At 28.0% G+C, this 22,858-nt stretch carries 18 protein-coding genes, 2 pseudogenes and 1 CRISPR repeat array (1 of these 21 only partly in view); of the genes and pseudogenes, 6 read left to right on the top strand and 14 right to left on the bottom strand.

Annotation, left to right across the window (positions count from 1 at the left end; translation table 11 throughout):
* The first annotated feature begins 51 nt into the window (after window positions 1-51).
* Entirely contained in the window at window positions 52-846 is a 795-nt protein-coding gene (locus tag ACY1IQ_RS13395) for a hypothetical protein (RefSeq protein WP_461614415.1), read from the top strand.
* A gap of 153 nt (window positions 847-999) precedes the next feature.
* On the opposite strand, the gene ACY1IQ_RS13390 is transcribed toward ACY1IQ_RS13395, so the two are convergent.
* On the bottom strand, window positions 1,000-1,587 hold the full coding sequence (locus ACY1IQ_RS13390) for a DUF1836 domain-containing protein (protein ID WP_461614414.1): 588 nt from the start codon (window positions 1,585-1,587) through the stop codon (window positions 1,000-1,002).
* Between the two features lie 248 nt (window positions 1,588-1,835).
* On the opposite strand from ACY1IQ_RS13390, the gene trhA reads away from it, so the two are divergent.
* The 4 genes from trhA (at window position 1,836) to ACY1IQ_RS13370 (ending at window position 3,895) form a co-directional block, all read left to right on the top strand.
* A complete protein-coding gene (gene trhA, locus ACY1IQ_RS13385; RefSeq protein ID WP_461614413.1) occupies window positions 1,836-2,483 on the top strand; it encodes a PAQR family membrane homeostasis protein TrhA in 648 nt (215 codons plus the stop codon).
* A 352-nt stretch (window positions 2,484-2,835) separates the two neighbouring features.
* Window positions 2,836-3,006, top strand: a complete 171-nt coding sequence (locus ACY1IQ_RS13380) for a hypothetical protein (protein ID WP_461614412.1) — start codon at window positions 2,836-2,838, stop codon at window positions 3,004-3,006.
* Between the two features lie 189 nt (window positions 3,007-3,195).
* A complete protein-coding gene (locus ACY1IQ_RS13375; protein ID WP_461614411.1) occupies window positions 3,196-3,666 on the top strand; it encodes a DUF2975 domain-containing protein in 471 nt (156 codons plus the stop codon).
* Window positions 3,667-3,676: 10 nt separating this feature from the next.
* Complete coding sequence (locus ACY1IQ_RS13370; protein WP_461614410.1) at window positions 3,677-3,895, top strand: helix-turn-helix domain-containing protein; 219 nt, start codon at window positions 3,677-3,679, stop codon at window positions 3,893-3,895.
* A 101-nt stretch (window positions 3,896-3,996) separates the two neighbouring features.
* On the opposite strand, the gene ACY1IQ_RS13365 is transcribed toward ACY1IQ_RS13370, so the two are convergent.
* The 7 genes from ACY1IQ_RS13365 to ACY1IQ_RS13335 all read right to left on the bottom strand — a co-directional run bounded on the left by ACY1IQ_RS13365 (window position 3,997) and on the right by ACY1IQ_RS13335 (window position 12,880).
* Complete coding sequence (locus ACY1IQ_RS13365) at window positions 3,997-5,013, bottom strand: methylcobamide:CoM methyltransferase MtbA (protein WP_461614409.1); 1,017 nt, start codon at window positions 5,011-5,013, stop codon at window positions 3,997-3,999.
* Between the two features lie 14 nt (window positions 5,014-5,027).
* The gene (locus ACY1IQ_RS13360; RefSeq protein ID WP_461614408.1) at window positions 5,028-6,110 is read right to left on the bottom strand and encodes a uroporphyrinogen decarboxylase family protein; all 1,083 of its coding nucleotides are present in this window, start codon (window positions 6,108-6,110) and stop codon (window positions 5,028-5,030) included.
* Entirely contained in the window at window positions 6,103-6,762 is a 660-nt protein-coding gene (locus tag ACY1IQ_RS13355; protein WP_461614407.1) for a corrinoid protein, read from the bottom strand. Before ACY1IQ_RS13355 ends, ACY1IQ_RS13360 begins: the two co-directional genes overlap by 8 nt.
* A 17-nt stretch (window positions 6,763-6,779) precedes the next feature.
* The gene (locus tag ACY1IQ_RS13350) at window positions 6,780-7,643 is read right to left on the bottom strand and encodes a uroporphyrinogen decarboxylase family protein (RefSeq protein WP_461614406.1); all 864 of its coding nucleotides are present in this window, start codon (window positions 7,641-7,643) and stop codon (window positions 6,780-6,782) included.
* Between the two features lie 255 nt (window positions 7,644-7,898).
* Window positions 7,899-9,626 carry an ASKHA domain-containing protein gene (locus ACY1IQ_RS13345; protein WP_461614405.1) on the bottom strand — a complete coding sequence of 576 codons (1,728 nt, stop codon included), beginning with the start codon at window positions 9,624-9,626 and terminating at the stop codon, window positions 7,899-7,901.
* 199 nt (window positions 9,627-9,825) lie between these two features.
* Complete coding sequence (ygiD, locus tag ACY1IQ_RS13340) at window positions 9,826-10,602, bottom strand: 4,5-DOPA-extradiol-dioxygenase (protein ID WP_461614404.1); 777 nt, start codon at window positions 10,600-10,602, stop codon at window positions 9,826-9,828.
* A 154-nt stretch (window positions 10,603-10,756) separates the two neighbouring features.
* A complete protein-coding gene (locus tag ACY1IQ_RS13335) occupies window positions 10,757-12,880 on the bottom strand; it encodes an immune inhibitor A domain-containing protein (RefSeq protein ID WP_461614403.1) in 2,124 nt (707 codons plus the stop codon).
* A gap of 555 nt (window positions 12,881-13,435) precedes the next feature.
* Here ACY1IQ_RS13335 and ACY1IQ_RS13330 point away from each other — a divergent pair.
* Entirely contained in the window at window positions 13,436-14,203 is a 768-nt protein-coding gene (locus ACY1IQ_RS13330) for an SDR family NAD(P)-dependent oxidoreductase (protein ID WP_461614402.1), read from the top strand.
* Window positions 14,204-14,367: 164 nt separating this feature from the next.
* Here ACY1IQ_RS13330 and ACY1IQ_RS13325 read toward each other — a convergent pair whose 3' ends face one another.
* From ACY1IQ_RS13325 to ACY1IQ_RS13300, 6 genes and pseudogenes are all read right to left on the bottom strand, one after another.
* Window positions 14,368-16,320, bottom strand: a complete 1,953-nt coding sequence (locus tag ACY1IQ_RS13325; protein WP_461614401.1) for an endonuclease MutS2 — start codon at window positions 16,318-16,320, stop codon at window positions 14,368-14,370.
* A gap of 1,403 nt (window positions 16,321-17,723) precedes the next feature.
* A complete protein-coding gene (locus ACY1IQ_RS13320; protein ID WP_461614400.1) occupies window positions 17,724-18,845 on the bottom strand; it encodes a DegT/DnrJ/EryC1/StrS family aminotransferase in 1,122 nt (373 codons plus the stop codon).
* A gap of 62 nt (window positions 18,846-18,907) precedes the next feature.
* A complete protein-coding gene (locus ACY1IQ_RS13315) occupies window positions 18,908-20,083 on the bottom strand; it encodes a DegT/DnrJ/EryC1/StrS family aminotransferase (protein ID WP_461614399.1) in 1,176 nt (391 codons plus the stop codon).
* Window positions 20,084-20,136: 53 nt separating this feature from the next.
* A pseudogene (locus tag ACY1IQ_RS13310) lies at window positions 20,137-21,424 on the bottom strand (MerR family transcriptional regulator).
* Between the two features lie 100 nt (window positions 21,425-21,524).
* Window positions 21,525-21,695: pseudogene (locus tag ACY1IQ_RS13305) on the bottom strand (Hsp20 family protein); the annotation flags it as partial.
* 343 nt (window positions 21,696-22,038) lie between these two features.
* Window positions 22,039-22,677 (bottom strand): Type 1 glutamine amidotransferase-like domain-containing protein, encoded by a 639-nt coding sequence (locus tag ACY1IQ_RS13300; RefSeq protein WP_461614398.1) that lies wholly within the window; start codon window positions 22,675-22,677, stop codon window positions 22,039-22,041.
* Between the two features lie 72 nt (window positions 22,678-22,749).
* Window positions 22,750-22,858: direct repeats of the CRISPR family, unit length 30 nt; unit sequence ATTTAAATACATCCTATGTTAAGGTTCAAC; it runs 639 nt beyond the window's last position.

The raw sequence follows: 22,858 nt of genomic DNA, 5'->3' as shown, positions 1-22,858 counted from the left end.
GAAACTCTTACGATAAGTAATATGAAAAAGATTTAATTGGAGTGGTACAATATGAACATAAAAGGATTAGATAAAATTTTTACATCCACAACTAAAACTTCATCCCCTATTGATGATGAAATTAAAACCTTAGAAGATCAAAAAACTATCCTTATGCAACAACTTTCATTAGATAAAGGGAATAGCTCTTTAGATATGGAAAAAGTTAAAGAGATAAATAAGCAAATTCAAGATATTGACAAGGAAATTCAGAAAAAACAAATAGAGAAATTAAAAGAATCTCAAAAAATTGACATAGAAAGTATGATGCCTAAAGACGATTTAATAGTCAGTGGAAAAAATGAAAGTAAAGAGAGTATTATTGCAAATAGCCTAATCAATGCTAGTAATATGCATAAGCATGCTACTATTATGAATAGTGCGAATAGCTCACTTAGAAGAGAAATAAATACACTTAAGACTGAGGTAAATTTATCTAAGGATAAAGATAATGATATAAAAGATGAAAATATAGAAAAGGCAATAAAAAACAAAAATTCTCAATTATTTGATAAATATAGTGAAAAGCTTGAGGACCTTTCTAAACTAGAAAATAGATTAGAAAAAATAAACGATAAAGTTATAGAAAAAGCTCAAAATATAAATCAGCATTTAAGTGATGCTATAGAAGAAGCAAATAAAAAAGATATAAGTAACGATGCTGATAGAAATAAAAGAATAGAAGAAAGAAAAGATAGAGAAATAAGAAAAAAGAAACTTAAGGAAGCACAAATTCAACATATTAAAAAATTAGAAAATATAGTAGAGGATTACGCAGAATTTAAAGTTAATTCTTTAATAAAATAAAACCTGTAAAATAATTACAGGTTTTATTTGAGGCATCTGAAAGAAAATAACAACTCAAAGATACTAGCATATTTTAGTCGGGTTCAGCTTATAGTGGTGCTACATGCTGTTTCTAACAACACAGTATAATAATACACTAATCTATTATTTTTTTTAAATATGTCTAAAATATTTATCTATTATTTTTTCTGCTAACCGTTTTTGTATATTAGCACTATTTATTAAGCAAAGTACAGTTATTAAAAGCTTTTCATACCCCTCATCATCTTTATCAGATAGTTGCTCCTCAACTTTTGAAATTAAACTATTTATTTGATCTTCTGCTTCAATGGTCTGAAGATTTTTTATATGTAAAAACTTTTTATAGATTTCCTCTAAATTAATCTTTTCCCCATCTTCTTGCTGCAAATTAACCACCATATCATTAAACAGTGATTTTATATCTAAAATACTTAAATTTTGCTTTAAATTATATATAAGAATCATCAATATTATATGATTTTTAGAATACTTTTTCTTTTTAGCTGGAATTAAAAGCTTATCTTTTGTGTAGTTATTTATCATAGTTTTAGTTAAAAGTTTATCTTCATCATATCGTTTTGAATTAGATAAATTACTTTCAAATAATGTTATAACTTGATCCATATATAAATCAATTGATGGTATTTCTTTAGGTTCAATATGCTCATTAAGATTTAATTCCTCCAGTAATTTTAATATATCTTCTCTATTATAATCCATATTTTTCTCCCTTTTATAAAATTTATGTTTAGTTTATTTTTATATAGAAATAATAAGTAATAATAATTTTTTAGTTATTATAATATATCTTTCCATTTATATCAACGAAGAAATCTAGAAAATATTTACTAAAATAAATTTAATTTTTAAAATTATATGTTTACTTTTATGATTTTATAGTATAATATATACATAATATAACATAGTTTTAAAAACTACGTGAAATAGTTTTAATTAGGAGGTACATCATGTCAAAGAATTTTAGAGAACCTGTAAGTGGTTTTACTCATCTATTTGGTGCTTTAGTTTCATTAGTTGGTCTAATAGCACTAATTTATAAAGAAATTTATATAGGACAAAACTCCATATTAGGTATGATAGGAGTTGTCATTTTTGGTCTTAGCTTAATATTTTTATATACAGCTAGTACTGTGTATCATTTAGCAGTTTCTTCAGAAGGCGTAATTAAAATGTTAAGAAAATTAGATCATTCTATGATTTTTGTACTAATTGCAGGGACCTATACACCTATATGTCTCATTGCTTTAGAATCTTATTGGAGATGGGGATTATTTATTTGTGTATGGTTATTAGCTCTAATAGGAATTGTATTCAAATTCTTTTGGATTGATTGTCCAAAGTGGTTGTCTTCCAGCTTTTACGTAGGCTTAGGTTGGCTTGCTCTTGTTGCATTTTCACCATTATCTAAAGTCCTACCATTTCAAGCTATGGCGCTATTAGTTTTAGGTGGAGTACTTTATACTGTAGGAGCAGTTGTTTACTGCTTAGAGAAAAAGGGTAAAAAAAGAACCTTTGGTGCTCATGAAATTTTTCACATATTTGTTCTCTTAGGTAGTTTAGCACATTACATTTTAGTTTTTAAATATATTATCTAAAATATAAATAAACTACCTCAATAATATATAACTGAATATATCTATGCCATTAAATATTTCAATTCATAAATTATGATAACTGTGAAATTTAGATATTGATTAATCGTAGCATTGAACAGTGTTCGCCATATATTGTTGAATAAATATTAAACTATAAAATGTATTAAAAAGAAATTATTTTGATTAAAATAACTTTCACCTTAATTATGCATTTTGCATTGCGAATTGCGAATTGTGAATTAAGATATCATAGAGATATACATTAAGTTTTAAGGTAGTTTATCTATATATGAATACCTCACATATATATAGGTTAAATTAACATTATAACAATATATAAGGAGGATTTTACATGGTTGATAATAATAAAAACCGCATCAAAGACAGAGAAAAATCTAACGCAGAGCTTAGAAAAATGTATCCTAAAAATGGAGCAGATATAGGAATAATTGATGGCAAAAAAATAGGCAGTTATGCCAATAGTAAAGATCATTCCAAAGAAAAAGGAAAAGAATATTATTAAAAAAGCATGGATTGCCATGCTTTTTACATTATGAGAAACTCTATAAAGTCGCAAATAAATAATTAAATCATCCTATTTATTATAAATATTTATCTTCTAACGAAGAGAACAATATTTTTACTATATATTAATATATTTTTATTTAAAAACAATAAAAATTATGGTAATATCTGAATAAAGAGTGATTTTATGAATAAAAAAAGTTTAAATGCGTTAACAATAATATTGAATCTATTTTTTATATTAGGTTGTCTTATAAGCTTTTTTACGCTTATTGCTATTATTATTAATTTTAATCCTTCAAATATACTAGAATATTTAGTTCCTTTAGTAGATTTAATACTTACCATAGTTATAACAATAATTGTATACAAATTAAAACTTATTGTAGAAAATATAGAAAATGGTGATTGCTTCAATATAAAAAATAATCATTACTTTAGGCATATTGGACTATTATCCTTAATTCTTTCTATTTTTTACATAATTATAACCTATCCAATTCCATATCAAGGAAATCTTCAAGTTATATCTACTAAGTATGGTTCTTTAAAGATAGGTTCTTTTGTATTTCTAATTTTTGGATCATTAGCTTATGTATTATCTGGAATTTTTAAACTTGCTTTTTTAACAAAAGAAGAAAATGATTTAACCATTTAGGAGGAATGATATGCCTATTATAGTAAATTTAGATGTTATGATGGCAAAACGAAAGATTAGTTCTCAAGATTTAGCAGCTAAAATTGGGATAACACAAGCCAATCTTTCTATTTTAAAAACAAATAAAGCCAAAGCTATAAGATTTTCAACTCTTGAAGCTATATGTAAAGCATTAGAATGTCAGCCTGGAGATATATTGGAATATGTAGAAGATAAAATTGAAGATTAATTTTAAACATAAAAAGGTGTTAGATAATTTAAAAACTAACACCCTTTTATTTTTCTATATTTTTATGTGGTTTAAATAATGTTTTAGGTTATTTTAGATATTTAACTTTCTTTTGCTACTTCTACCATGGTCTTAATATTTTTAAGCGGCGTAGTTATTCCTAAGCCACAGGCAGGTGATAATATGTCCACTCCATTTTTTATACAATGACTGGATATATTTTTTATTAACTCACCTTCTCCATTAAATAGTGTAAGAGTACTTACATTTCCCATTATTGCTTTTCCCTTAACGTTTTGCTTGACCTCTTTCGCACTGGTTATTGAATCGAAGCTTATAGCATCACATTTTAGGTTTTGTAAACTCCCATAAACACTTTTTAATTTTCCACATATATGAACTATTACTCCACCCTTGGCATATGATTTTAAACATTCTACTATTCTATTTATATAAGGTATTGCAAACTCATTAAATAACTTTGGTCCCAATATTTCGCCAGTACCACTTGGATCTGATATAGCAAGCACTTCTGCTCCTGCCTCAAGTTGAGCCTTACCAAAACTTATTAAATTTTCAGTAATGACCTCCATATATTTATGAGCTTCTTCCTTCTTTCTTACTAGTTCTTTATAAAAAACTATAGGATCCATAATTGAAGAGGCCAAACTTATTGGTCCTGTTATATTTGCTACAATTGGTATGTCTAAATTCCTTTCTGAAAGAATTTTTATAGCATCAATCACTACTTTTGCTCTTCCAGAATTAGAATCTATATTTCTTAATTTTTCATATTCCTTAGCAGAATTAATAACGTAATCTGTTACTCTTGGTTCTGTAATCTTATCTCCTAAAGAAACTCCTGCTCCCATAGATTCCGCCTCTACAGTCATGCAAAAAGGAACTCCACAGTTTTCAAATCCTCCATTTTCATACATACTATATGCTAAGTTTGCCATTAATTCTGGATTAATATGAGCATCTGGCCACTTTATTCCTGTTATATCCATCAAATCTTCTATTATCATATTCATCATTCCACCAGGGCATATACAAGGCGGTCTGTCTACTTTTTCATTCTTTAATACTTTAAATAATCTTTCTTTTGATGTTAACATTTAGTTTTACTCCTTTAATATCTATCTATACTCAAAAGATAATCTATTTTTTCCTCATCTATAGGCCAGCCTACTTCTCTAGCAGCATCCATCATAGCATCTATATTTTCTACTGGCGTTTCTACAGGAAGTCCGCAGCCAGACATTACCATATAACCTTTAGGACTTTTATGTCCAATCTTTATAGAATTTAGCACTGCTTTTCTAACTTCTTCTCTGCTGCCGGAATACATTATTGCAGAAGGATCTATATTTCCCATTACCTTCATTCGATGTCCAACCTTCTCAACACAATTTTTAAGACTAGCTACATTATCTATACTAACACCGTCCATCCCCATGTCTGCTAAATCTCCCCAAATATCTTCAGTTTGTCCACAAATATGTATGGACACTCCTCCGCATTTTTTCTTTATAAAATCACTGAAGATTTTAATATAAGGATATGCGTACTCTCTAAAATGCTTAGGACTTATAACAGTACAAGATGACATAGGTTCTGCAATAGTAACGCCTACACCTTGTTTAATAGCTTCTTCTGTAAATCTTAAACAGCTTTCTAAAGAAATTTCACATAATTTGTGAACAGTTTCAGAATTCTTTATCATAAGTCTAGTCATTTCCTTTACTCCTATAAGGAAAAATGCACTAGTAAAAGGCCCTACAATTAATGTACTAACAGGCACCTCTTTCCCAATTCTATCTTTAACTATTTTCATTGCTTCTATTTGAATAGCTAATCTACCATCTTTATAAGGATTAACTATATTTAAATTTTCTATATCCTCTACCTTATTTATTGCTGGTTCTAAAAGATCTACTGTACCATCTTCGGGATATTTCATTTTTGCTCCCATAGCTTCTGAAAGTATAAATAAATCTGTAAAAATCTTAGCGCCATCTCCACCAAATCTATTATAAGTAGCTATTACTGCATCTGCTAACGCCTTTGAGCTATGATTAAATTCTGAAATTTTACATCCTGATATTCTTGCTATACCATTAGAAAGATTAGGATTGCATTGAATTCTATCTACCTCCTGACCTTTAGATAGTGCAATAGCTCTTTCTAAAGCAGTCATTTTATCTTTATGCATTTAAAACTTTCCCCTTCACAAGATTCTTTGCAATTCTGGCAGCTCTAGAAGCTTCTGGAGCATAAGCATCAGCCCCTATTTTATCTGCAAAATTTTGTGATATAGGACCTCCACCTACCATAACCACTACATCTTCTCTTATTCCTTCTTTTTTTAATAAATCTATAACTACCTGCATATTGTCCATAGTAGTAGTCATAAGAGTAGACATTCCAACTAAATTAGCATTAAAATTCTTAGCTTTGTTTACAAATTCTATAGGAGGTACATCTCTCCCTAAATCTAACACTTCAAAACCATTAGTTTCTAGCATTATCTTAAAGAGGTTTTTACCTATATCATGAGTATCACCTTCCACTACTCCAACTACTGCTCTTAAATTATTATTACTACTTTCACTTTTCAGATGCGGTCTTAAAACATCAAGACCTACATACATAGCATCAGAACACATTAAAAGTTCCGGTATGTAGTATTCTCCTTCTTCATATAATTTTCCTGCTTCTTGCATTCCCATAGCTAGTCCTTCATTTATTGCTTTAAAAGGATCCATTTCATCTTCTATGCATTTTTCTGCTAAGACTTTAGTTTCATCCTCCTCCATCTCAACTACACTTTGTTTTAAATCAAGTATTAAATCTCCATCATACATAGTTTCTCATCCCTTCTTTATTTTAAAATTATTTCATATGCTAAAGGTTCCTTTAGTAACTTATTAGTACTTTTTATACATCTTCCCCCTAAAGCTTTAATAGAATTTCTTTTATTTAATATATTTATTATTCCTTCTCCATAGGTTAAATTGTTATCATATTTTATAGGATTAAAATCAATAAAATCATTGTTATACAAACTTGAAGATGTTAATCCACATACATGAATTAAACTATTATTAATATTTTTTTCAAAACTTCTTATTATATTACAAGTACTTTTACCACTATAATTTAAATATATATTTTTACCTACGATAGACTCTACTCCACTAGAATCTCCATAGGATATTATATTAGCTCCTCTTTTAACTCCTTCTTTTATATATTCTAAAATTCCCTGCTCTACCTTCTTTATTATTTCTAAAGCACTATGTTCATCTTTTCTTAATAGTTTATAAAAAATTCTTGGTTCCATTATAGAAGTTATAACCGTAAAGGTTCCTTCTACTTTTAATGCCACATATGGATTTTCAGCTTTAAGTTCTTTTATACTGTCTAGTACTTCCTTTACCCTACCTAAGTTAAAATTAATTGTCTTTAAATTATCTATTTCATCTAATGAATTTATAGCATATTCCTTAACCCTTGGAAGGTATTTATAATCTCCTAAATTTACCTTTGCTCCAAGTGCCTCTGGTAACACAGTCATACAAAAAGGTAAAAAACATATATTATCTTTTTTATAAATTTTAAGTTCTTTTGATAACCTTGTCATAGCTATCTTCTCACTATATGCCTCTGGAAAGCTTATTCCTAAGTGTAAAATTTCCTCAGGTATATGCTCATTATCATCTCCGGAGCATTTAAATTTGTTCAATTCTAACACCTCCTTATGTTTTAATGTACAATTTATATAATGGACAATTGACGATTGACAATGGACAATTAAGGAGGAAATTATTTTTAGACAAAATAATTTCTTTAACAGATTTGTAATTAGTAATGTAATTACTAGGCATGTGGCGAACACTGTTCGCCGCTACAGAATCAATTTAGAATTTCTCAGGAATAACTGAGAAATATCTACAATTGTGAATTGTGAATTCTTCATTGTGAATTGAATTTTAGGAGCCTAATTAAAATTCAAAGCTTCTATAAAATACTTTTGAAAATAATCTTTGCTACTTAAATCCACTACTTCTACTTTATCTTTTATGTCTATCATTTCTAAAAGCTTGTCTTTATTTAGTAATGATAATTTTGCTCCTTCTACAGAAGAGTTTCCTACAAATTTTATATCTCCTTTAAAACCATTAGGTATTATACCTACAGTTCTTATACTTTCTTCTTTAAGATGATAACCAAAAGAACCAGCTATAATGGCATGGTCTATATTCTCTATGGAATCATCTACTTCTTTTAAAAGCATAGTTATTCCAGAAGCTATAGCTCCCTTAGCTAATTGTATTTGCCTTATATCCTTTTGAGAAATATATATATCTTCTGTTATATAAAATTTCTTATCTCTAAATTTTTCTTTTATACTCTCTGGAAGGTTTTTTGAAAATCTTCCACTAGATTCTAATATTCCTGTTTTTATAAGATTAGAGGTTATATCTAAAAGTCCACTTCCGCATATCCCTCTTGCCTTAACCCCTCCTATGGTAGAATAGCTTATATTAAAGTTTTCATCTAACTCAACTTTCTCTATAGCTCCACTTTCTGCTCTCATACCACAACTTATATTCATTCCTTCAAGTGCAGGACCTGCTGCAGTAGATGTTGAGTAGAGTTTACCATCCTTAAGTAAAACCATCTCACCATTGGTACCAATATCTATGAATATTACAGATTGATACTTACTTATATCTATAGCTACTATCCCAGCTACAATATCTGCTCCAACATAAGAAGATATAGACGGTAATAAAGTAATTATTCCCTTAGGGTTTATCTCAATATTTAATTCATTAGACCTTAAATCAATCTTATCTAAGAATGTAGCTTTATAAGGTGCTTTTGCTATAGATTCTGGATTTACTCCTGCTAATATATGTAACATTGTAGTATTAGCTGCTATACTTAAATTGTATATATCGTCTCTATTAAATTTTTTACCTATTAATTCTTCTATAAGTTCATTTATTTTTTCTATTATTACTTGCTGAAGCTTGTCCAAACCGTTCTCTTCCTGCATAGTAAAACTTATTCTAGAAATAACATCTCCTCCAAAGGTAGTTTGAGGATTTAAAGTAGAAGCTTTATTAAGTATATTCCCATTTTCTAAATCTAAAAGATATGCAGATATCCCTGTCGTACCTATATCTAAAGCTATACCTAGTATATTTTTATTTTCATTAAATAAATCTATAATGGTATCTTCAAAAGTTACAACATAAAGATTTTCTTCTTCATATTTTCTAAGGTCTCCTATCTTTTTTATAATATCCATATCTTTTATCTTAAAACTTGTACATTCTATGGAACATTTGTATTCAGCTTTTTTTATATTTTGGAACTTTTTCTTCTGTAATCTACCGTTTATATCTACATTTATAGAATAACCTTCATTTATAGTCTTCAAATCCTCTTTTTCATTTGATAAAAACTCTACTGTAACGTCTTCTTCTATTTTAGTAGTGCAAGCTAATCTCTCATTAGCATTTGTCAAAGACTTTTTTTCTTCATCTTTAGGTTCCGATTTTATTCCATATATTTTTACCTTGCACTTTCCACATATGCCCTTAGAATTGCAAGGTGTTTCTAACTTAAAACCATTTTTTCGTATAACATCTATAAGCAAACTTCCATTCTCTACATGGATTTCTTTATCATATTGGCTAAAGTAAACTTTGTGCATATTTTCCTCCCTCTAAAAGCTTTTCATCTATTATTGTATTTTCAAACTTATCTCTATACAATGAATATACTATAATGTAATATAACTACTGAGTTCTATAGGATTTTATAATAATGCTCTAAATAAAAAAACATACTCACTTAACGTACATAAATGAGTATGTTTTTTATTTTTAAAATACTATTATTACAAAACCTCTTTATCCTATTTGTATGGTTCTCATTGACATAGAACCATTTTGTATAGATTCATGGATAAATTTAACTTCATCATTTTCTTGTTGCATAGCTGCAATATATAATAATGGCAGATAGTGTTCCTTTGTTGGAACTGATAACTTAGCAGCCATGCCCATTTGATTATATTCTATTAACTCTTTATGATTTTTATTTTTTACAGCCTTTGCAATGTACTCGTCAAATTCAATAGCCCAATCAAATGGCTTTGAGTACATATTATAATTAATCATCCTTAGATTATGAACAATATTTCCACTGCCTATTATTAATATTCCTTTTTCTCTTAACTTGCGTAATTTTTTGCCTAAATTATAGTGATATGTTTCATCACCCAATAAGTTTAAACTCAATTGAAATACAGGTATATCTGCATTAGGATATATATGAGTAAGTACTCCCCAAGCTCCATGATCTAGTCCCCATTCATTAGTTCTTTTAATATCTTCATCTTTCAACTCTTCAACAACCATATCAACATAAGCTTTGCCACCTTTGGGATTATATTTTATATTATATAATTCTTCTGGAAAACCATAAAAATCATAAATTTGTTTTGGCTTATCATCGTAGGTAATAAAAATTCCCTTTGTTTCCCAATGAGCTGAAATAACCATAATAGCCTCTGGTCTTTCCATATACTTTCCTAATTTTTCAAGTGATTCAGTATATGAATTTTTTAATATTGCATTCATAGGACTTCCATGTGCAATAAATAGAGCTGGTAATCTATTGATCATAAAATTCACCTCCTAAATTTATATAATTATTATTTCCAAATATTTAAGTATAAAATTCAAGAGATTGTATGATAATCTCAATGAATTTAATTTAAATAATAATTATACTCGTTAATGTTATTTAAATCTGCAAATAAAGTGTTTTTTATACCATTTAGGATTTAGAAATAACGTTAAATTCTCCATCAGTTAATTTTTCTTTATTAGCAGAATTTCCAATGATGTTTTCATAATCTACATTATATATTATATCTACCCTTTCTTCTCTATCCTGTAAAATAATATATCTTGGCTTCCAATTTCCTAATTTAAAATTATCTTCAATATTTAATTTTCCTATATATTTACCTTTAACTAAATACAAATCAATCTTTTTTTCCTCTTCAACCCCTTCAGTATTATTTACATAACATAAAACTGCTTCCTTATCTAGATTATCTATATTTGTTTCTAATGTAACTGTTACAGTTGCTCCTAATTTAAATACTTTTTTATCTAATGATATGTTCTGAATAAAATTAGAAGTTATATCCTCTTTTAATATCTTCCTTTCAGTAAAATTATTATCTCCTTTTTTCCTAACTATATGGATTTTTCCCACAGTTCTATCTTTACTCTCCCCTGTCACATAAACTTTAAGCCCATACTGTGGAAGTATTCTACCAGCTTCTTCTATTCCTTTATTGGAATAATCTTTACTATCATCAAATATAGGATTCATAAAAATAATATTATCTGAAGTGGTTTTACCTGGTTTATTTTTTATATTATCTACAGAGATTTTTTTACTCTTTTTTAAACTAAAAGCAGCATCGTGCACATGATAAGTTGATGAAGCTTTTTCAACCTCTTCGCCAGTATTAGCGTCACTCCATAGTATTAAATGTTGATCACTATCTACTACTCCTATAAAACTATATCCTGGATGTACTTCAACATCATTATCTTTATTTCCTGTTAAATAGCCGAGTTTATCCTTTTCTAAATAATTTTCATCTACATACCATATCAGAAGACCTGGATCATAGAATACTTGTCCCCCCTCTGTAGATGACAATCCTCTATCTGTTCCTTGATAGTTACGCCACTCAATAAGGTAGTATTTATCCTTTTCATTTCTATCATAGGCATTTTGTTTAGGTAAATCTATTCTAATTAATTGAGTGTTTTCCCCTTTTTTACTTGCTTCATCTAAAAGAAAATCTAATCCCTTTTCATCTATCTCCTCTAACTTTAGCCTAGTTTCCTTAACCCAATTGCCACCATATTCATCTTGTAAATATTTTTTGCACCAAGGGCTAAATCCAGTAGGATCAACTCCAGCACTTATTCCAGCCCAACTACCACTTGCCATAACAGACCAATATCCAACAGGGTTATCTTCTCCATTATCTGTTACATTATATTCGTCTGGAAGCCCCAGTACATGTCCATATTCATGAGCTAAAATTCCTATTCCTGCATCTTGTGGAACTATCATATAATCATAAATACCAATTAAATTTCCATTAATATCTTTCTTCATATATGGTGCATGTTCACTGATAGCATTTCTATGAGACCAAATAGCATTTTCTCCTAATGTTCCTCCATCTACTTCTTCACCTTTTCCTGCATGTATAACAATTAGATAATCAATTATTCCATCTGGTTCATCATAATCTCCATCTTCATCCATGTCTAGAGGATCCTTTATATCATATTCACTTAAATCAATATTTTTATCATTACAAACATTATCAAAAGCTTCTCTTATTAAGGAAGTAACATTACTATCTCTAACATTTCTATATGGCTTTCCATAATACTCTACGCTATGCTTTGCTTTATACCAACCAGCTACTCCACCTTCTATATTAAAGCTCCCTCCTGATTGCTCATTATAATATTGCTTCATAGTAAAAAGTTCTTCACCTTTAGGTCCAATATAAGTTTTATCTCCAAATATCATATCTTCATAGTGTTTTTTAGACCAATCTTTAAAGTCTTTCGGTGTTTCTTCTTTATTTATATCTTCGTGTGTATAGTCAGAAAATTCCATTAAAATTACTAAGGGGTTTACTGTGGTTTTTTTACCATTCCAAGTTCCCTGTAGTTTTATAGGTTGTACACTATTACCAAAATTAATATTTGTTTTTAATTTACTTTCTATATTTTCAATGATATTTTCTTTATTGATAATTGATGATGCAGCTTGATAAGCATATGTATTATCATTAACTAGTCCTATTACAATTACTAATATCAAAAAACTTCTTATTAACATATTACCCTTCATTAGTCTTTCCCCCATAACTTAGTTTTTTACAAATTTATTTATAGCTTTTAAAATACCTAATATAGATATATCATCACCATGTTATTGGTATATTTTATCATTTATTCATAATATTTTATGTAAAGATTTAACTTTTTATAGAAATTCTTCTTCTATAGAAATTTATAATAATATATACATTTGTTAATAACTAATATAGGATTAACATAATAATTTAATCTACTTATAACTTTGTATTAAACATAATTTTATAGATACCACTTATAAAAATATTTAATAAATAATAAATGCTATAGAGATTAGTTATCATAAGATTAGAGAAACTAAAATAGAATTTAAGAATTCTTTTCGTGTCCCTTGGTCAGAATAGGAACTTGTAAATAATCTTGCGCAATTTACACAGTAAGTACCAATATACTTCAAAAATGAACCATTTTAGCAGAAGTAGATTCAATGAGATTTTTACCTTATTCACAAATCAAGTAGACTTTTGGCAATAATACTGTATAATAATTTTATATTAACTCTAGAAACTATATAAGGAGGAGATTTCCAATGAAAAATTTATTTGATTTAAAAGACAAAGTAGCAATTATAACCGGTGCTTCCAGTGGAATAGGAGCACAACTTGCCAAAACTTTCGTAGATCAAGGTGCTAATGTGGCAATACTTGCAAGAAGATATGAAAAATTAGAGAATTTATCTAAAGAAATTGAAGCTATAGGTGGAAAAGTACTACCAGTAAAATGTGATGTTACAAAAGAGGAAGATGTAATTAAGGCAGTAAATGCTATTCTAGATAAGTTTGGTAAAATTGATATATTGATTAATAATGCTGGAGTAGCATCTATAGGCTCTGTGGAAAATATAGAAGAAGCTGAATGGGATAGAGTTATGGATGCCAATGTTAAAGGCGCATTTTTAATGTCTAAACATGTTGTAAAACATATGAAAGAAAGAAAATATGGAAAAATAGTTAACATTGCTTCTATATGCGGAATTGTAGGTAGCAAAGTTGCACCTCTTCATGTATACAATGCCTCAAAAGGTGCAGTGGTCAGTTTAACAAGAGGTATGGGAACTTCCTTAATTCAATACGGAATAACTGTAAATGGAATTGGACCTAGTCTTTTCAAAACTGAAATGACGGCGAATTCCCTATATAAAGAAGATTTTTTAAAAATGTATAATACATTTTGTCCAGCAGGTAGACCAGGAAATACCGATGAATTAGATGGTGCTGTTATCTACTTTGCATCAGATGCATCTAGTTATACTACTGGTCAAACATTATTTGTCGATGGCGGATGGACATCAATTTAATATTATTCGCCAATATGTTTAAATAATAGATACAAAAATAAGAGTTTAAAGATATTCTTAAGGTATAATAATTGCCTTAAATCTTTAAACTCTTAATAATTTAGTATATTAATTTTGATATTGAACCTTTGACTTACATTAGGTAATTAATAAAGTTTTAACCCTTAAATTTCCTCAGTAGCATCTATCGAAAGTCCTTTTACATGTTTTTTATTCATTAGTTTATCTTTCTTTCTGTAATCTTTACTTTTAAAAACAATGTCTAAATCATATTCTTCAGGATAAAGTTCTTCTTTATCTATATAAATAGATAATCTCTTTTTATTAATTTTAACTTTCTTTTTCATCACCATAACGCCATATTCACCTTTAGAATTTTCTCCTTCACAGATTATTCCAGTTCTATTCATAAAACTGATATATACACAATCACCAATATTAAAACTTAATTTTGTATCTTTAATTTCATTAAGCTTTTCTCTTTTTTCAGCTGACTTTAGTTTTTCAACTTTTTCTTGATGAATTGTTACCTCTTCTTTCTTAATGACATTCTCACTCTGATCCTTATATTCTAAGTAAATCTTCTCTTCCTTATAAGTTACAGCATGAGCTCTTTCAATTATATCTTTATCCATGCCAAGTCTTAGTGCAATTAAAAATGCATTACTTTCTCCAGCTTTGCCAATATTAAGTTTATATAGTGGCTTAAGAGTATTAACATCAAATTCCATTGAACCATTTATAAATCCTATATGGTTTTGTGCAAAATCCTTTATTTCACTATAATGAGTTGTGGCACAAATTACTGCTCCCTTTTTGTAGAGTTCTTCAAGTATAGCTACAGCTATGCCCATACCCTCACTAGGATCTGTTCCTGATCCAACCTCATCTAAAATTACTAAGCTATATTCATCTGCGCAATTTAATATACTTATTATATTTTTGATATGAGATGAAAAGGTACTAAGATTTTGTTCTATACTTTGACCATCGCCAATATCAACTAGCACTTCTGCAAATACTCCAACTTCGCTTCCTTTAGCTACTGGTATATGAAGTCCTGTCTGAGCCATTAAAGTCAGTAACCCTACTGTTTTTAAAGCCACTGTCTTTCCTCCTGTATTAGGTCCTGTAATTATTACTCCCTTATAATCCTCTCCTACTACAAAATTTAATGGAACAGCATCCTTACCTAATATTGGATGCTTAGCATCTTTAATATTTATATAGTTTCTACTATTAAAGCCCACTTCTCGTCCTTCTATAGCTTTACTGTATTTTCCTTTTGCGAAAATATAGTCATAGTTACTCATGACTTCTATATTTATTTTTATTGCCTTTATATTATCACAGACAAGGTTAGTCAAATTGGATAAAATTTTATATACTTCTTTTTCTTCCTCAAACTTTTCAAAGTCTAATTCATCTTGTATTTTTTTAACCTCTGCTGGCTCAACGAAAACTGTAGAACCACTTTGAGATCTATCATGGATATTTCCATCCATATCCTTTTTATATTCACTTTTTATAGGGATTACATATCTTCCATTTCTTTGACTTATTAAAGAATCTTGAAGATATCCTTTATATTTTTCATTTCTCAATACACTATCCAATTTACTTTTAATTTTGTCTTCTAAAATTATAATTCTCTTTCTTATTTTATATAGTTTAGAGGTTGCTCTATCATCTACTCTTCCCTTTACAATAGATTTTTCTATTTCCTCTCTTAATCCACCTAGTTCAGAGGTTGATAATACATATAAACTTATAGTTGGTGCAACCAATTCTTTATCTAACATAAATCTTTTCAATCTTTTTATTTCCCTAAGAAGTTCAGAAATCATATCCAAATCCTCTGGTGAAAGAATCATTCCTTTTTCAATCTTATCTCTTACTGCTTTAATACCAGTTAAGCTATGAATTGGCACACTTGAGTTTATATCAACTATAGCTCTAGCTTCCGTGGTTTCCCTCATATTTTTTCTAATTATATTTATATCCACATAAGGTTCTAGCTTTTCAATTCTTTCCTTAGCCATATCTGATAGTGCATATCCTTTTAATAATTCCTTTATTTTGTTATATTCTAATAATTCAATTGCTTTATTATTCACTTTTAATTCCTCCATTTACTCATTTCTCTTAATTATTTAAAACTTTTTGCTTTTTTATATTGTGAATAATAAGTCCTATCAACCTATTTGTAATCTTACTGTGTTATAAAATATTTATAATACCTATTAACTTAGTAAATGTGATTCTTTTAAATGCTCTATATAATTATTTAAAAATTTTCCTTTAAAACTTATAATGTTATAACAAAAAGGCTATAAGTAAACAAACGTTCACTTATAGCCTAAAATTTCGTCCTCTTTATATTTAGAATTATCTTTAACAAAGAAAATCATCCATAAATATAACTACAATAACTGAAAAACCTTACCTAAATACATAATTAAATATTAATGAATTATATGATAATAGCAAGACGTAGTTTTTCATAATAGTGTATTATTTACATAAATAGAATTTCTTTATGAAATCTAATTCTAAAACGGCGTAAAAAAACCGAGCAATAGCCCGGATTATTACTTCTCTAGACACCTTAAAAAATAATTAATCAAAATACAGACAGAATACCTTACGTCATACAATTAACAATGAAATAAAATACACTAGCATATTGACTACTTATTTACTGATGTCCTATATTAAGGAGAATGTGAACCCCGTTCTACTAAGTATAAGCCTAAAAAATTTCACAACAAATAAACCTACTAAAATAGGTCAATTTTAAAATTTTTAAAGACTCACTATTCAATTACTTAGTTTAGAACTATCGCACTCATAAAAATCTCCTCTTCTTTTTATTATGAAACCATTTTATCATTTATTTTTATATTATTCAATAAGTATTTTTTTGATATAGTAAAATTGACTATAGATATACCAGTTCCAAATTTAATTTATCTCTGAAAATAATTTATATTTTTTGGTATTATAGTTGAAACTATTGAATTCAAAATTCACAGTTCACAATTCACAATTGTGGATATTTCTCAGCAAAAGCTGAGAAATTTAAAATTGATTAACCGTAATGGTAAGCAGTGTTCGCCATATATTATTGAATAAATATTAAACTAAAGTCATATTAAAAAGAACTGGTGAGCACTATTTGCCCCTGCAATAAAACACTAGCAATTATATTGCTAGTTAAAAAATCTATTAAAGAAATTATTTTGATTAAAAATAATTTCTACCTTAATTGTGAATTTTGCATTGTGAATCGTGAATTGAAATACTTAAGAGTGTAGTTATATTCGGTTATACATTAATTTTAAAATTAGTTTATATATATAGATAAACTGATTGTTTGAGCGAGTAGCGAGTTATCATTTTTTTCTATATATTTTACGAAAAACAAATTTAGAATATCTTAGCGAATTGAGTTGCCTTTCTAAACACATATCCCTTTTTAATATACTGAAGGTAAACTACCTTTTAAGTCGTAATTTTCTTATTTTTTGTAGAATTTCTTTATTGTTTCACAAACAAAATCTACTTCTTCTTCTTTTAATTCTGGATATATTGGTAATGCTAATATTTCTTTTGATACTTTTTCTACTACTGGGAAGTCTCCTTCTTTATGTCCTAAATAACTGAAACATTTTTGCATGTGTAATGGTATTGGATAGTAAATACTATTTCCTATTTCATTTTCTTTTAAGTAAGCTACTAGTTCATCTCTTCTTTCTGCACGTATATTGAATACATAGTATACTGGTTTTTGCTCTCCTTTTATTTTAGGGAATCTTATGTATTCACAATCTTGTAATTTTTCCATGTACATATTAGCTATTTCTTCTCTCTTTTTAATAGCATCATTTATATATTTTAATTTTACTGAAAGTACTGCAGCTTGCATACTATCTAATCTTGAATTATATCCTATATAATCATAGTGATATTTTTTAGATGCTCCATGTACTCTAAACATTTTAGTTCTTTCTGCTAATTCATCACTATTAGTAACTATCATACCTCCGTCACCATATCCACCTAATGTTTTAGTTGGGAAGAATGAAAAAATACCCATATCTCCTATAGTTCCTGAATGTCTATAGCTGTCTCCATTACCTTTCCATCTCATTCCAAAGGCTTCTGCTGCATCTTCTAAAACTTTTAAATCATTTTTATTTGCTATTTCCATTATTTTATCCATGTTATTCATTTGTGAGAATAAATGAATTGGAAGTATTCCCTTTGTTTTAGAATTTATTTTTGATTCTATTTGATTTAAATCCATTTCAAAAGTTTCTTCGTCTATATCTACAAATACAGGTGTAGCTCTATGTTTAGCTATACAAGATGTAGATGCTAAGAATGTGAATGGTGAAGTTATAACTTCAGCTCCATTTTCAAAACCTAAAATATGAGAGGCAATTACTAAAGCATCTGTACCTGATGCTACACCTATAGCATGTTTTGCTCCTGTATATTCTTTTATAGCTTCTTCAAAGTTTTTAACTTGTGGTCCAAGTATAAAACTTCCACTTTCTACTACATCAAATATAGCTTTATCAAATTCAGCTTTTTTTTCTAAATATTCTCTTTTAGATGTATAAAAGTTAACTTTCACTTATATCACTCTTTCTTTTTTATTTTTATTTAATAGTCAAAATTTTTCTATTTCAACTTTGCTTATTTCATAACTTTTTCTACTGCTGCTACAAGTTCTTTAGCTACATATTCTGCATCTTCTAAAGCTAATGTAGAATATACTGGTAAAGAAATTTCGTTTTTATATTGGTTATATGCATTAGGATAATCTTCTATATTGTATCCTAAATTTTTATATAATGTAAACATTGGTAATGGTTTAAAGTGTACATTTGTTGCTATATCTTTTTCAGCTAGTATTTTTATTACTTCATTTCTTTCAGCTTCTCCAAATCCTTTTATTCTTAATGGATATAAATGATATGAAGTTTCTTTAGTTTCATCTTTTTTAAATGGTATTATAGCCCACTCTTTTTCAGCTAACACTTTTGTATAAGTATCAAATATAGCTTCTCTTTTTCTTAACATTTCTTCATATCTTGTAAGCTGAACTAAACCTATAGCTGATCCTATATCTGTCATATTGCATTTATGTCCATCTGTTAATATATCATATTCCCAAGCTCCGGCTTTCGTCTTTGATAGAGCATCCTTTGATTGACCATGTAAAGATTGTAATTTAAAATCTTTGTGTAAATCTTCTTTTCCTTTAAAATTATTATCTCCAAAAGTTATTGCTCCACCTTCTGCTGTTGTAAGGTTTTTTACTGCATGAAATGAGAATACATGGAAATCCATTTGACCTCCAATTTTTTTACCCTTATAAATAGCACCTAAAGAATGGGCTGAATCTGATACTAAGATTATATCTTCACGACCTTTAGCCTTTAAAACTTCCTTAATTGCATCATAATCTACAGGCACTCCTGCAAAATCTACTGTATATATAGCTTTAGTTTTTGGTGTTATTGCATCTTTTAATTTTTCTATATCTATTAAAAAACTATCTTTTGCTACATCTACAAATTTTGGTTTTATACCTCTATGCACACATACACTTGCTGTAGCTGTATACGTATAAGGAGTAGTTATTACTTCATCTCCTTCTTTTATATCAAACTCTTTTAATACAAGCTCTAATCCTGCTGAGGCACTAGATACTGCTACAGCTTTATTTGTATGACAATACTCTGCTAAATTATTTTCAAATTGTTGTGTTTTAGGACCTGAAGTTATCCAACCAGATTTTAACACCTCTACTACTGCTTCTATTTCTCTTTCTGTAATATCTGGTGGTGAAAATGGTATCTTTTTCATTATAATCCTTCCCTTCATTTAACAATTGATTTTTTATTTTAAAATAATTTTATTTATTTATTACCTTTAAAATATCCTGTATCCTTAGTTATATAAATATTTTCTTTCTCATTTATATTATCTTCTAAATAATCATAAATCTTTTTTAAATCCTTTGAAGATAAATTCACTTCATTATTTCCCGGCATAGAAAATATATAGTCTAATATATATAGGATCTGTCACCTTTAAATTATCTTTATATCTTTTCAGTTCTACCATATTAAAATATTCTGATACAATTTTTAATCCATTTTCTAATTGAAAACTATCTGTAATCTCCCAGCTTTCACTGGTTAAACTATATATATCAAATGTAGAAATTATTTCTCTTATTTCTTTCATGTGATTTTTACCAACAGTGGAGGCAAATAAAATACCCTCACTTTTTAATACTTTATTTATTTCTTTTAAAGCTTTATTTATATTAGGCACATGATAAAGCATATGATTTGCTATAACTACATTGAAACTTTCCTCTTCAAAAAGAATATTTTCTGCATTTACAATTTTAAAATTAAATCTACTTCTTTTTTCTCCTAAATTTTTTTTAGCGTCTTTTAGCATACCATCTGAAAAATCTGTTAATGTTATTTCCCAATTTGAGGGGATATGATTAAAATTTTTATTCCAAAGACTAGCATCACCACAGCCTAGCTCTAATATTTTTATATTAGGCTGCTTTAAGTCTAAGTTACTTAATTCTGATATATTCTCATTACTTATTTTTTTATTATAATTTTTATAGTTTGAACTCATCATACTCAATTCCTGCTTTAGTTCTTTGAAAAACCATGGCATCCAACCTTCTTTATTTGTACTAAAAAGCTCATGAATAGCTATTCTTGCCCTTAAGTTTGATGCATTTTCATATTGCTGAGTCCAATTTTTATTAGAATTTATGGCACTTATTATATTTATAAACTTATCCCAATCCATTTCTTTATTAAAATCTATGGTATCCGCCGCTTCGTCTATAGCTTTTATAATAGATTGTATATGCTTTATTTTTTTCTTCATTATTTCCTTTTGAATTTCTAAAGACTTTTTAAAATCTTTATGATTCAAATCATACTTCATTATGTTAGCTATATCCTCTAGAGAAAGCCCTATAAATTTAAGAGTTAATATCTTTTGTAGTTTACCAAAATCCTCTTTGCTATACAATCTATGACCTAATTCATTATGGCTACTGGGAACTAATAACCCTATTTTGTCATAATATCTTAAAGTCCTTATGGTTACTCCAGCTTTTTTAGCAAATTCTCCTGTAGTAAATAGTTTTTTTGAGGTATCTTTCATATTAATCACCTCTGCAATAATATATCATGTGTAGGAATTATTATTATATTAACACATGACGTAAGGTAATGAGCAATAGTTATTTTTAAAATCTACATTTTTAATGTATCTCAATCTTTTTTCTTTTGTTGCTATCTTGGTTTGTTTTAGCAATAGTAATCTTTAAAATCCCATTATTAAATGAATCATCTATTTTATTTTCATCAGCATTATCTATATAAAAGCTTCTCTTAAATTCATCATAATGTCTTTCACGTCTAACGCAGTTTTCTTCTTTATTTTCTAATGATTTTTACCACTTTTCCGTTTTCAATGTAAGTATCAAAACGTAGTTTGCCACTAGAGAAATTCCTCCTTTATTTTTTCTGTTGATTTTTAATATATTCTCAATCTTTGTCTGTTTCCATTTCTAGAATGGTTATTCCATTATCATTTGCAAGTTGATTTATCAAAAATACCATTTACATTTTAACTTTGAATAATTGAGTCGTACTTTATCTGAATTACAAACAAAAAATACTATATATTCACGTTTGAATAATATAGTATTTTTATAAACTGTTCATTTTTTCACTTGTTACGTTAAATAAAAATATTGTTTACTAAATTTATACTCATTCACTAATGTTTTCATATTTGAAGTAAGTACCGTAAATATCCATCGTATCATTGGTTATCTTGATAAATGTGTTATCACAAATTCCATAAATGGCACTATACTGTGATGCTTCATAAATATCTTTCATATGATCTTCACTTGCTGAATCTAAATGTGGCTCAATATTGATGTCTACAAGTCCAATCCCATCATAAATAGATAACTTTGGAACATTATCATCTATATCTTTTGCCAGTACAACTCTTTTAGCCATATTTATTGAACCTGCACTCATGCCAATAGTAATTCCTTCCCTGTTCTGCAAAGCTGGAATTAGATTATACTCTTTCAAGTATGCAATCTGCTTAAGTGTATCTCCTCCTGCAATCCATACGATATCTGCTTTCCCTATATATTGCAATGCTTTTTCTCTTGTAATTCTATCATCAATTATATGCACTTTATTAAATACAATTCCGCTATTTCCAAACATGCTCAAAAACACATCCAAATATCTATCTGTTTTTGAATGTTCTGTAAAATCAGATGCAACAAGTACAAATGAACTATTATTATGGTAATATTCTTTTACGCAATTAATAAAATCATCCGTAAATTCATCAGTAAATCCGCTCGTTAAAAGTGATACTTTCATTTTTTACACCTCATTTTTACGTCATAAATAATCTTTATTTCACTTTAAATTACAATTATCCATTAAAGTAACTATTAAGCACATCCTATATTAAGGTTCAACTTTCAAGAGCAAAACGTATATGAATTTGATGGAACATTTAAATACATCCTATGTTAAGGTTCAACCCCATGTTGCGAAC

Source organism: Clostridium sp. Marseille-QA1073, assembly GCF_054863625.1.
The sequence above is the reverse complement of the archived record's forward strand: the minus strand, read 5'-3'. Positions and strand labels throughout refer to the sequence as shown.

Bases quoted from the DNA above. Each gene is read 5' to 3' on its own strand.
- ACY1IQ_RS13395 (WP_461614415.1), top strand. From the start codon at position 52: ATGAACATAAAAGGATTAGATAAAATTTTTACATCCACAACTAAAACT.
- ACY1IQ_RS13390 (WP_461614414.1), bottom strand. From the start codon at position 1,587: ATGGATTATAATAGAGAAGATATATTAAAATTACTGGAGGAATTAAAT.
- trhA (WP_461614413.1), top strand. From the start codon at position 1,836: ATGTCAAAGAATTTTAGAGAACCTGTAAGTGGTTTTACTCATCTATTT.
- ACY1IQ_RS13380 (WP_461614412.1), top strand. From the start codon at position 2,836: ATGGTTGATAATAATAAAAACCGCATCAAAGACAGAGAAAAATCTAAC.
- ACY1IQ_RS13375 (WP_461614411.1), top strand. From the start codon at position 3,196: ATGAATAAAAAAAGTTTAAATGCGTTAACAATAATATTGAATCTATTT.
- ACY1IQ_RS13370 (WP_461614410.1), top strand. From the start codon at position 3,677: ATGCCTATTATAGTAAATTTAGATGTTATGATGGCAAAACGAAAGATT.
- ACY1IQ_RS13365 (WP_461614409.1), bottom strand. From the start codon at position 5,013: ATGTTAACATCAAAAGAAAGATTATTTAAAGTATTAAAGAATGAAAAA.
- ACY1IQ_RS13360 (WP_461614408.1), bottom strand. From the start codon at position 6,110: ATGCATAAAGATAAAATGACTGCTTTAGAAAGAGCTATTGCACTATCT.
- ACY1IQ_RS13355 (WP_461614407.1), bottom strand. From the start codon at position 6,762: ATGTATGATGGAGATTTAATACTTGATTTAAAACAAAGTGTAGTTGAG.
- ACY1IQ_RS13345 (WP_461614405.1), bottom strand. From the start codon at position 9,626: ATGCACAAAGTTTACTTTAGCCAATATGATAAAGAAATCCATGTAGAG.
- ygiD (WP_461614404.1), bottom strand. From the start codon at position 10,602: ATGATCAATAGATTACCAGCTCTATTTATTGCACATGGAAGTCCTATG.
- ACY1IQ_RS13335 (WP_461614403.1), bottom strand. From the start codon at position 12,880: ATGAAGGGTAATATGTTAATAAGAAGTTTTTTGATATTAGTAATTGTA.
- ACY1IQ_RS13330 (WP_461614402.1), top strand. From the start codon at position 13,436: ATGAAAAATTTATTTGATTTAAAAGACAAAGTAGCAATTATAACCGGT.
- ACY1IQ_RS13315 (WP_461614399.1), bottom strand. From the start codon at position 20,083: ATGAAAAAGATACCATTTTCACCACCAGATATTACAGAAAGAGAAATA.
- ACY1IQ_RS13300 (WP_461614398.1), bottom strand. From the start codon at position 22,677: ATGAAAGTATCACTTTTAACGAGCGGATTTACTGATGAATTTACGGAT.